Annotated in this window: 3 protein-coding genes and 1 pseudogene; 1 reads left to right on the forward strand and 3 read right to left on the reverse strand. The window is 72.7% G+C overall.

Annotation, left to right across the window (positions count from 1 at the left end; all coding sequences use genetic code 11):
• The coding region (locus tag ACFF45_RS35120) for a hypothetical protein (RefSeq protein WP_381351085.1) at positions 1–773 on the reverse strand (773 nt) is incomplete at its 3' end.
• Positions 774–785: 12 nt separating this feature from the next.
• Positions 786–1,076 carry a hypothetical protein gene (locus tag ACFF45_RS35125; protein ID WP_381351086.1) on the reverse strand — a complete coding sequence of 97 codons (291 nt, stop codon included), beginning with the start codon at positions 1,074–1,076 and terminating at the stop codon, positions 786–788.
• A gap of 339 nt (positions 1,077–1,415) precedes the next feature.
• Between ACFF45_RS35125 and ACFF45_RS35130 the strand changes: the two genes are divergently transcribed.
• Entirely contained in the window at positions 1,416–2,639 is a 1,224-nt protein-coding gene (locus ACFF45_RS35130) for a bifunctional glycosyltransferase family 2/GtrA family protein (RefSeq protein ID WP_381351087.1), read from the forward strand.
• Positions 2,640–2,922: 283 nt separating this feature from the next.
• Here the strand turns inward: ACFF45_RS35130 and ACFF45_RS35135 are convergent.
• Positions 2,923–3,447 (reverse strand): annotated as a pseudogene (locus tag ACFF45_RS35135) (hydrolytic protein); the annotation flags it as partial.

A 3,447-nucleotide genomic window follows, 5' to 3' on the forward strand; every position in this document is an offset into this window, starting at 1 on the left:
CGGGCGTCCGGGCCGGCCGCCTGCTCCCCGGCCCGGCCCGGCCCGGCCGCGGCGGCCGGGGAGGCGGCGGGCCGCGAGCGGTGGCGGGGCAGCGTGCGCCGGGGCGGACGGGTCAGGGTGATCTGCCGCACCAACTGCTGAAAGCACGCCAGTGCCGCCAGACCCGGCAGCGCCGCCGTCACCGTGTCGACGACCGTCCTCGGTGCCTGCGCGACGCAGAGGAGCATCGCCGCGGACGAGAAGAAGAGGATCACGCACCAGGCGTGCACCGCCCGGCGCCGGTGCAGCGCGGCGCGCAGCACGGACAGCGAGGCGACCAGCCAGGGGCCGTACACCAGCACGGGCCACAGGGCGACGATGCCGTGGTGGGTGTCCACCACGGACAGGCGCAGCGGTTCGTAGACGGCGAGCGCGCCGAAGCTGCTCACGCCGCACGCGATGACCGCCGCCAGTGCGGCGAGCATCCGGCTGACCGCGCGGAACACGTTCCGGCGGCCGCGTTCCCGGGGCTTGCGGTGGCCCTTGGGGGAATCGCGCAGCGGTGGCAGTTCCGCCGTGATCTCCTGGAGGTTCCCGAGCGGTGTGCCGGGGGCGGGAGCGGTGACCGAGGCGTCCACCGGGCGGCCGGGCGAGGCTTCCTCCGCCAGCGCCTCCTGGAGCATGAACGCCAGCTCCTCGGCGGGATCCCAGCCGTGGTCCGGCACCACCAGGGGTCGGGGAAAATCTTCGGCCGGACCTCGATGGCGGCCGGTGCCGTGGCCCTGCGTATGCATAGCGAATTTCTGTTATTTCGCCGTGGTGAAACCGGACGCGCCCTGCGAACCGATCCATCGCCGGGCGAGGTCGGCTTCCAGTTCGGCCATGACATCCAGGAAATGACGGAGAATCGGCTCGGTGGTCCGGAGTGTGACCGGAGGGCCGTCCTTGGTGAGTGTTCCACTGACGCTCGTCGAGCAGTGCGCAGGGGCGGGAATGTACGTGTAAGGGCCCAGCGTCACCGCATGTCTTGCCGCCCTGCCCCCTCGCTGCTGACTCGCCAACAGGCCGAAAATCCCGTCCCTGGTTGCCTTGGTCATATCCAAACTAACGGCACCTCATTCCGCCGGATGCGCGGCGAACGGGTGAAGGATCAAGGTAATGAAATGATTTGCCGGGGCCTAATAAACCGATGACTCGCCTTACATTCCGGTGCTCCCGGGCGGAGACCGGAGGCCCTCGGAGGGAGTCCGGACGTCCCCGCCGGCGCGGCCGGGAGCACGGGCGGCGGGGCGGGGCGGCGGGCCCGCGGCGCCGGTGCGCGCGGGACGAGCCGGAACCGGCCGTCCCACCGGGGCCGTCGGCCGCGTACCTTCGTACCCTGCGCCGAAGCGCCGAGAGGACAAGGACAGCCAGTGAGAAGACAAGGGACCGCCGCCTTGAAGGACGTAGACCCGCTGCCGCGCCGCACGCCGGTCCCGACCGACCACCCGGACCCCGTCCTGGACGTCGTCGTCCCCGTGTACAACGAGGAGACGGACCTGGAGCCGAGCGTCCGGCGGCTGCGCGCCCACCTCAGCGAGACCTTCCCCTACCCGTTCCGCATCACCATCGCCGACAACGCCAGCACCGACCGCACCCCGGAGATCGCCCTCCGGCTGGCCGGTGAACTGCCCGAGGTGGAGGGGCTGCGGCTGGACGAGAAGGGGCGCGGCCGGGCCCTGCGCGCCGCCTGGTCGCGTTCGTCCGCCCCGGTGCTCGCGTACGTCGACGTCGACCTGTCCACCGAACTGGCCGCGCTGCTCCCGCTCGTCGCCCCGCTGATATCCGGGCACTCCGACATGGCCATCGGCACCCGCCTGGCCCCGGGCGCCCGTGTGGTGCGCGGCCCCAGACGGGAGATCACCTCCCGCTGCTACAACGCCCTGCTGCGCTCCACCCTCAACGTGGGCTTCTCCGACGCGCAGTGCGGTTTCAAGGCGGTACGGCGGGACGTGGCCGAGCGGCTGCTGCCCCTCGTGGAGGACTCGGGCTGGTTCTTCGACACCGAGATGCTGGTCATCGCCGAGCGGGCGGGCCTGCGCATCCACGAGGTGCCGGTCGACTGGGTGGACGACCCCGACAGCCGGGTCGACATCGTCGCCACGGCCCTGGCCGACCTGCGCGGCATCGCCCGGATCGGCTCGGCCCTGGCGCGCGGCACCCTGCCCCCGGCCGAGCTGCGGCGCGGCGACGCCGGTGAGCCGTCCGGCGGGCTGGTCATGCAGCTCGTGCGGTTCGCCGCCGTGGGCGCGGTGAGCACCCTCGCGCACCTGCTGCTCTACACGCTGATGCGCCCGGTGGTGGGGGCCCAGGCCGCCAACGCGCTCGCGCTGCTGATCTGCGCCATCGGCAACACGGCCGCCAACCGCCGCCTCACCTTCGGCATCCGCGGTCCCGGCGGTGTGCTGCGCCACCAGGCGCGGGGCCTGGTGGTCTTCCTGCTCGGCCTGACGCTCACCAGCGGCTCGCTCGCCGTGCTGCACCACGCGGTGCCGTCCGCCGGGGCCCGGGTCGAGCTCGCCGTTCTGATCTCCGCCAACCTGGCCGCGACGCTGCTGCGGTTCCTGCTCTTCCGCGCCTGGGTCTTCGGCACCCGGTCCCGGCGGCCCGCCGCGTCCTGACGAGGGCGCCGGGACACCCGGGGGCGACCGGGGCCGCGGGGGGTGGCTCGTCGCCCGCCGGAGACCGGCGGCGCGATCCCGACGGCATCCGACGGTCCCTCGAAGACGGCGGTACGGCCCCGGGTGCTCCGGGCCGTACACATGGCGTTCTCACGGCAGTAACACGAGTCATCTCAGGTCGCTCGTTTTCGGTCCCGCGTTATCGATTTCCGGTCGGAACAAGATCCAACGCTTTCAGTGGCGCCTACAGCGATCGACAATGTTCGCACGTGTGCGGCGTGAGTTACTGGTTGGTACCGCTGAGCACGCCGCTCACGTTCAGGACCTCGTGGCATCCCGCCGCCTGCCGGCCGGTCGCCGGTGTGCCCGGCCTCGCGCAGGTCACCTCGACGGTCACGGTGTCGTTCTCAGGGATCTTGATAGGGGTCACCCAGTGATAGTCCTGGTTGCGGAAGGTCTCCAGCGCGATCGTGGTCACCTTGCGGTCGCCGAAGGTGATGGTCAGCAGCCCCTCGTCACCCTGGAAGTTGGCGACGACGATGTCCGTCACGTCGAACACGCTGCCCTCCGGCACCCGGTAGACGCCGCTCCTGGTCTCGCCGGTGGACGTCTGGAGGTCGATCGTCGCCGAGCTCTGCCGGCCCGCGCCGGCCGCGACGCCGGCACCGGCCGACGCCCCGGCACCGGCCGATGCCCCGGCACCGCCGGAGCCGGCCGGCGCGCCCGCCTCCTGGCCGCCGCCGATCCCGCCGGGCCGGGCGTCCGTGCCGGCGCCGGCGCCGGCGTCCGCGCCCCGGGGCTGCCCCCC

Source organism: Streptomyces cinereospinus (assembly GCF_042430725.1).
In the GTDB taxonomy this organism is placed as follows: Bacteria; Actinomycetota; Actinomycetes; order Streptomycetales; family Streptomycetaceae; genus Streptomyces; species Streptomyces cinereospinus.